The 6,261-nt window shown below is 69.1% G+C and carries 4 protein-coding genes; 3 read left to right on the top strand and 1 reads right to left on the bottom strand.

Translation table 11 applies throughout. The features are described from left to right. The first annotated feature begins 136 nt into the window (after positions 1-136). The 3 genes from EJC77_RS20005 (at position 137) to EJC77_RS19995 (ending at position 5,198) form a co-directional block, all read left to right on the top strand. Positions 137-2,971, top strand: coding sequence for a DNA polymerase III subunit gamma and tau (locus EJC77_RS20005; protein WP_125617006.1), 2,835 nt, complete (start codon positions 137-139; stop codon positions 2,969-2,971). Positions 2,972-3,032: 61 nt separating this feature from the next. After that, complete coding sequence (gene recR / locus EJC77_RS20000; protein ID WP_125617004.1) at positions 3,033-3,632, top strand: recombination mediator RecR; 600 nt, start codon at positions 3,033-3,035, stop codon at positions 3,630-3,632. 279 nt (positions 3,633-3,911) lie between these two features. After that, entirely contained in the window at positions 3,912-5,198 is a 1,287-nt protein-coding gene (locus EJC77_RS19995) for an aspartate kinase (RefSeq protein WP_125617001.1), read from the top strand. Between the two features lie 65 nt (positions 5,199-5,263). On the opposite strand, the gene EJC77_RS19990 is transcribed toward EJC77_RS19995, so the two are convergent. Beyond that, entirely contained in the window at positions 5,264-5,896 is a 633-nt protein-coding gene (locus tag EJC77_RS19990) for an HAAS signaling domain-containing protein (RefSeq protein WP_125616998.1), read from the bottom strand. Between the last annotated feature and the right edge of the window lie 365 nt (positions 5,897-6,261).

Raw genomic sequence — 6,261 nt, 5'->3', positions numbered from 1 at the left:
CCTTGTCTGACCGTGAAACTAATAACCAGACTAGCGCCATACTGACCCTAAAAACCATCACCTACATTCCTGACGCACACCCGGTCCGCCCCGGACGCCATGCGCATTGTCAGCCGCACCAGATAGGGTTGATTCCGTGACAGCACCCACCGCCCTCTACCGCCGTTATCGCCCCGACTCGTTCGCGGACGTTATCGGGCAGGAGCATGTCACCACGCCGCTCATGGCCGCGTTGGACAAGGACCGCGTCAACCACGCCTACCTGTTTTCCGGGCCGCGCGGTTGCGGCAAGACGACGTCGGCGCGCATCCTGGCCCGCTGCCTGAACTGCGTGCAGGGACCCACCTCCCGCCCGTGCGGCCAGTGCGACAGCTGCATCGAGCTCTCCCGCGGCGGCCCCGGCTCCCTGGATGTCATCGAGATCGACGCGGCCAGCCACGGCGGCGTGGATGACGCCCGCGACCTGCGCGAACGGGCCACCTTCGCCCCCGTGCGCGACCGCTACAAGATTTTCATCATCGACGAGGCCCACATGGTCACCTCGGCCGGCTTCAACGCGCTGCTGAAGATCGTCGAGGAACCGCCGGAACACATCAAGTTCATCTTCGCCACGACCGAACCGGACAAGGTCATCGGCACCATCCGGTCCCGGACCCACCACTACCCATTCCGGCTGGTCCCGCCGGAGCCGCTCATGGCTTATTTGGCACAACTGTGCGAAATGGAGCGCATGCCGGTCGCCCCGGGTGTGCTGTCGTTGGTGATCCGGGCCGGCGGCGGATCGGTGCGCGACTCCCTGTCCGTGCTGGACCAGCTGATGGCCGGCGCCGGCGGGTCCGGGCTGGACTACGAACTGGCCGTCGACCTGCTCGGCTACACGCACGCGTCGCTGCTGGACGACGTCGTCGAGGCCCTCGCCGCGGCCGATGCCGCCACCGTGTTCAAGTCCGTGGACCGGGTCATCCAGACCGGGCACGACCCCCGCCGCTTCGTCGAGGACCTGCTCGAACGGTTCCGCGACCTCATCATCGTCCAGGCCATGCCGGAGAGCGCCCACGCCATCCTGCGTGGCGTGCCGGATGAGCAGATCGCGCGCATGCAGACGCAGGCGAACCAGCTCGGCGCCGCGGAGCTGTCGCGCGCCGCCGACGTCACCAACGGGGCGCTGAACGAGATGACGGGCGCCACGTCCCCGCGCCTGCACCTGGAACTGCTCAGCGCCCGGCTGCTGCTGCCCGGCGCGGACGCCTCCGCGCGCGGCATGGCCGCCCGCCTCGACCAAATGGAACGCCGGCTCAACTACGGCGGCGCGCCGACCGCGCTGCCCGCCGGAGTCGCGGCGGCGCCGGAGAGTACGACGCCGGGCCCCTCCTTCGCCGCCGACGTCCAGTCCGGCTCCCCGTCCCGGCAGCCGGCCGGAAGTGCCGCGGAGACGCCCTCGGGCGGCGGGCTGGCTGCCGTGCGGGCCCAGCTGGCGAAGGCGAAGGCCAACACGGAACAGGCCGCCCAGCAGCACGCCGCCCAGGCCGGCCCGGCAGCGGGCGCCTCGGCCGGCCCCGCACCGGCCGCGCCCGTTGGCCCCGACGGATGGGAGTCGCCGCCCGCAGAACGGCCGGTCGGGCTGTCTTCGGCGCAGCCGGCCGAACCAGCAACCCAGCAACCGGTAACCGTCCCGGACACGTCCGAGGCACCGGTCGTGCCGGCCGCGACCGGACCCCGGGAACCGGACCATCCGGGCGCCGGCGGCGTCGAGGTCATGCGACGCGCGTGGCCGGAGATCCTGGTCAACCTGGGCAAGATCAAGCGCAGTTCGTGGGCGTTGATCGGCCCGAACTCGACGCCGCAGGCGTTCGACGGCGAAACGCTCCGCCTGTCCTTCACCACGTCCGGACTGGCCGGCGCCTACAGCCGCGGCGACCACGCCGACAACCTGGCCCAGGCCATCAACACGACCCTCGGCATCCGATGCAAGGTCGTCGCCGTCGCCGGTGATGCGCCCGGGAGCGCTGACCCAAACCCAAAAGCGCCGGCTGACCAGGGTCCCCGCCGCGGCGTGGGACCCACCTCGTCGGACGGTCGGGACGCCCCACCCAGGGGATCCGATCCGTGGATCCCCCGCAACCAGGCCATCGGGCCCGGCCCGGCCACCGCATCGGGCGGGTTCGGCGAACCCGAACCCTCCTGGAGCGAGCCTGCCGAACCCGAACCAGCCTGGGACGAGCCGGCCGAACCCGGTTGGGACAATGCCCCGACCCCGGCGGCCGCCCCCGCCACGCCGGCCGAGCCCGCGGTGCCGGCGCCGGCAACGGAGCCCGCCCCGTCCATCTTCGCCCCGGCCCCGATCACCACGTCGCCCATCGCCGCCTGGACCACGGGCTGGGACACACCGGAGGAACCTGCCACACCCGCAGCCGTCACGGACGAACCCGCCACACCGACACCGACGACGGCGCCCGGGCGTGTACCGTCGCGGTTCGAACGCCTGCAGGCGCTGGCCGCCGGGAACGCGGCCGTCGGCGCCGACCCGGACCTGCCCAAGGACTTCACCCCCCGGGTCGCCGACCCCGGCTGGGGCGCACCGGAGGGCGCACCCGACTGGGCCGTCGGCGACGACCGGCCCGCTGGTTCCGCTCCGGCCTCGCCGGCCCCCACCGCACCGGCCACCGACGGTGGGCCGGACGCGCTGGCCGCGCCGCCGTCGTCGGATCTTCCCGCCGGCAGCGGGGCACCGGACGCGGCGGGTGGCGCATCCGGCCGGATGAGCATGTACCGGCGGCTGGCCAACAGCCCGGAGGCGCAGGCCGCCCGCACACAGCAACCCACCCGTGCCGGGGCGGCGTACGTGGAGGACGTCCCGAGCGCCGACGACATCACCATCGAGGAGTCCGGGCTGGTGGGCCGCGCCGCCGTGGAGCGGATCCTGGGCGGCACGCTGATCGAGGAGCGGCCGTTGGGCGGCGGCACCCCGTAATGTCCCGGCCTGCGGGCGGCGAAAGTGTCATGGCACAAGTGGAACGGCGAAGTGAGGCAACGTGTACGAGGGAGCGGTTCAGGAGCTCATTGACGAGCTGGGGAGACTGCCGGGGATCGGCCCGAAGTCGGCCCAGCGGCTGGCCTTCCACATTCTCGAGGCCGACGCCGAGGACATGAAGCGGCTCGTCGGCGCCATCGTCACGGTGAAGGAACGCGTCAAGTTCTGCTCCGTGTGCGGCAATATCGCCGAGCAGGACCTGTGCGCGATCTGCCGTGACCCGCGGCGGGATCAGAGCATCATCTGCGTCGTCGAGGAGTCCAAGGACGTGCTGGCGGTGGAGAAGACCAGGGCGTTCAGGGGCCGGTACCACGTGCTGGGCGGCTCGATCAACCCGATCGCCGGCATCGGCCCGGACCAGCTGCGTATCCGGGAGCTGCTCAACCGTCTCGGCGACAGCGAGATCCAGGAGATCATCATCGCCACGGATCCCAACTTGGAGGGCGAGGCGACGGCCACCTACCTGTCGCGCATGCTCAAGACACTGGGCATCACCGTGACCCGGCTCGCCTCCGGCCTGCCCGTGGGCGGGGATCTGGAGTACGCCGACGAGGTCACGCTGGGCCGGGCCTTCGAGGGGCGGCGCAACGCGTTGACATGATTTCGACAGGCTCAATCACCGGGACGGTGGTCGAGCCTGTCGAGACCTCCAGTAATTTCGACAGGCTCAATCACCGGGACGCTCAATCGCCGGGACGGGCGTCCGTCATGTGGACACGCGGATTCCATGCCAGCCCGGCCGCGGGGCTAAACTTGGATCACCTGCCTCCCGCGCGCCGATGCCGTCCAGGCCGCCGCGAGCGCGCGGTCCAGGCGCGTTCGGCAGGATCGCAAGCCATGTGAGAAGTTTCGAGTAGGTCTAGCCGATGAGTGTGCGCCCATGAGCCTGATTGTCCAGAAGTATGGCGGATCGTCCGTGTCCGATGCCGCCGGAATCAAGCGCGTCGCCAGGCGCGTCGTCCAGACGCTGGAGGACGGCAACGAGGTCGTCGTCGTCGTCTCCGCCATGGGCGACACCACCGACGAACTGCTGGACCTTGCCTCCGAGGTTTCCGGGAACCCGCCGGCCCGCGAGCTCGACATGCTCATGACCGCCGGCGAGCGCATCTCGATGGCGTTGCTGGCCATGGCCATCAACGACCAAGGCGCCGTGGCGCAGTCATTCACCGGCAGCCAGGCCGGCATGATCACCGACGGCATCCACGGCAAGGCCCGCATCATCGATGTGGACCCGCACCGTGTCCGCACGGCGCTGGATCGCGGCAAGGTCGCCATCGTGGCCGGGTTCCAGGGCATGAGCCGGCAGACCAACGAGATCACCACCATGGGCCGCGGCGGGTCGGACACGACCGCCGTCGCCCTAGCCGCCGCCCTCGACGCCGACGTCTGCGAGATCTACACCGACGTCGACGGGGTCTACACGGCGGATCCGCGGGTGGTGCCGAGCGCGCAGAAGATCAGCAGGATCTCCAGCGAGGAAATGCTGGAGATGGCGGCCTCGGGGGCGAAGATCCTGCACCTGCGCTGCGTCGAATACGCGCGCCGCTTCGGCATGCCCATCCACGTGCGCTCATCCTTTAGCGACAACGAGGGGACCTGGGTGCTGCCCAGCCCGGACGACAAGATCACATTCACAGAGGGAGTTGCCTTGGAGCAGCCAATCATCTCCGGCGTGGCGCACGACCGGTCCGAAGGCAAAGTCACGGTCGTGGGGGTGCCCGACATCCCCGGCAAGGCTGCCCTCATCTTCGGCATCATCGCCGGCGCCCACACGAACATCGACATGATCGTGCAGAACATCTCCACCCGCGGCTCGGGGAAGACGGACATCTCCTTCACGCTGCCCATGGTGGACGGCGAGGCGGCGCTGGCCGCGCTGCGGGCCCGCCAGGACGAGGTCGGCTTCGAGGACCTGATCTACGACGACAAGATCGGCAAGCTGTCGCTCATCGGCGCGGGCATGCGCTCCAACCCCGGCGTCTCGTACGACTTCTTCAAGGCGCTCTCCGACGCCGGGGTCAACATCGACCTGATCTCCACCTCGGAAATCCGCATCTCCGTGGTCACACGCGCCGACCTGCTGGACATCGCAGTCCGGGCGGTGCACCGGGCGTTCCAGCTGGACGGCGAGGACGAGGCGACCGTCTACGGCGGCACCGGGCGCTAAGGCTTGACTCATAATCTGTCCAGCCAGATGGCGATGGCGCCGAGGAGCCTTCCAGGAGACAGGCCCTAGACCTTGCTGCGAAGCGGAATGCTGACGGCCACGATCGCCACTATGAATGCTGGCGAATAGAACCAGCCCACGGTGGCGGATGCGATGACAGCGAAGACCGCCAGGAGTATGGTGCAGGCGATCGATGTCGCCCGCCATCTTGAACCGATGACCGCGAGAGGTAGGCCCGTAAGGACGATCGGGATGGCGAGCGGGATGAGGATGCCTGCTGAATGGGTCTGCAGCAATGTGAGTGTCTCAACGATGTGCTCGCCCGAGTTGATCTGAGTATCGCGGACTACACCTGGCAAAAGGAGCGCCGCCAGGGTCGCCGCGACAGCCAGCGCAGCTGCGCCGATTTGCAGGGCCCGTGCCGCGTTGAGATACCGTGGCCGGGCGGTACGTCCGGTACGGGATTCGAAGTCATCAAATGCCTGCTCGGCAATCATGCGCGGAGAACCGAGGGCCGCCAGGGCTTTGCTCGTCTCCTCGTGGCCAGCCTTGTGGAGCGTTTCGTGGATGTGCGCTGCAATGCCGTTCAATACCTCGCATTGTTCGGAGCGCGGGAGTGGCCGGAGTTCGCGGCGCAAGGCCCGTAGGTACTGCTCTGCACTGGCGGGCGTTTTGCTCCCGTCTTTGATCTCGTTCATGTCGGCTCCTCGAGGAGGTTGCTGACGCTGGCGCCGGCGTACGAGATAAGGCGGGACGGGGCCAGGCCAACACGGACCACTCGCCACCGGGCAAGGTCGGGGCCAACCACCGGGCCTGGCCCGGCGCATCCACCCCCACATTGAGGACTACCTGCGCTTGACCACCGACCCGGGCGTCGTGTTCGATAATTATGCGGCCGAACGGGAAATCCGCCTGGCCACCACCGCCAAAAACGGCGTCAAAGCTCTCGACGCCTTCACACAACCACGGGTGCACCATGGACCCAGGGCCCCGGAAAGGTCGGCGAGTAGGGCTGTGACCTGCGGCTTTGTTGCCGTGTGAGCGGCGTGGCGTGGGTGACGGG

This window comes from Specibacter cremeus, assembly GCF_003946885.1.
In the GTDB taxonomy this organism is placed as follows: domain Bacteria; phylum Actinomycetota; class Actinomycetes; order Actinomycetales; family Micrococcaceae; genus Specibacter; species Specibacter cremeus.
This window is presented reverse-complemented; position numbering and strand designations above follow the sequence as displayed.

Excerpts from the sequence above, each read along its gene's own strand:
- EJC77_RS19995 (WP_125617001.1), top strand. The coding sequence starts at position 3,912 with ATGAGCCTGATTGTCCAGAAGTATGGCGGATCGTCCGTGTCCGATGCC.
- EJC77_RS19990 (WP_125616998.1), bottom strand. The coding sequence starts at position 5,896 with ATGAACGAGATCAAAGACGGGAGCAAAACGCCCGCCAGTGCAGAGCAG.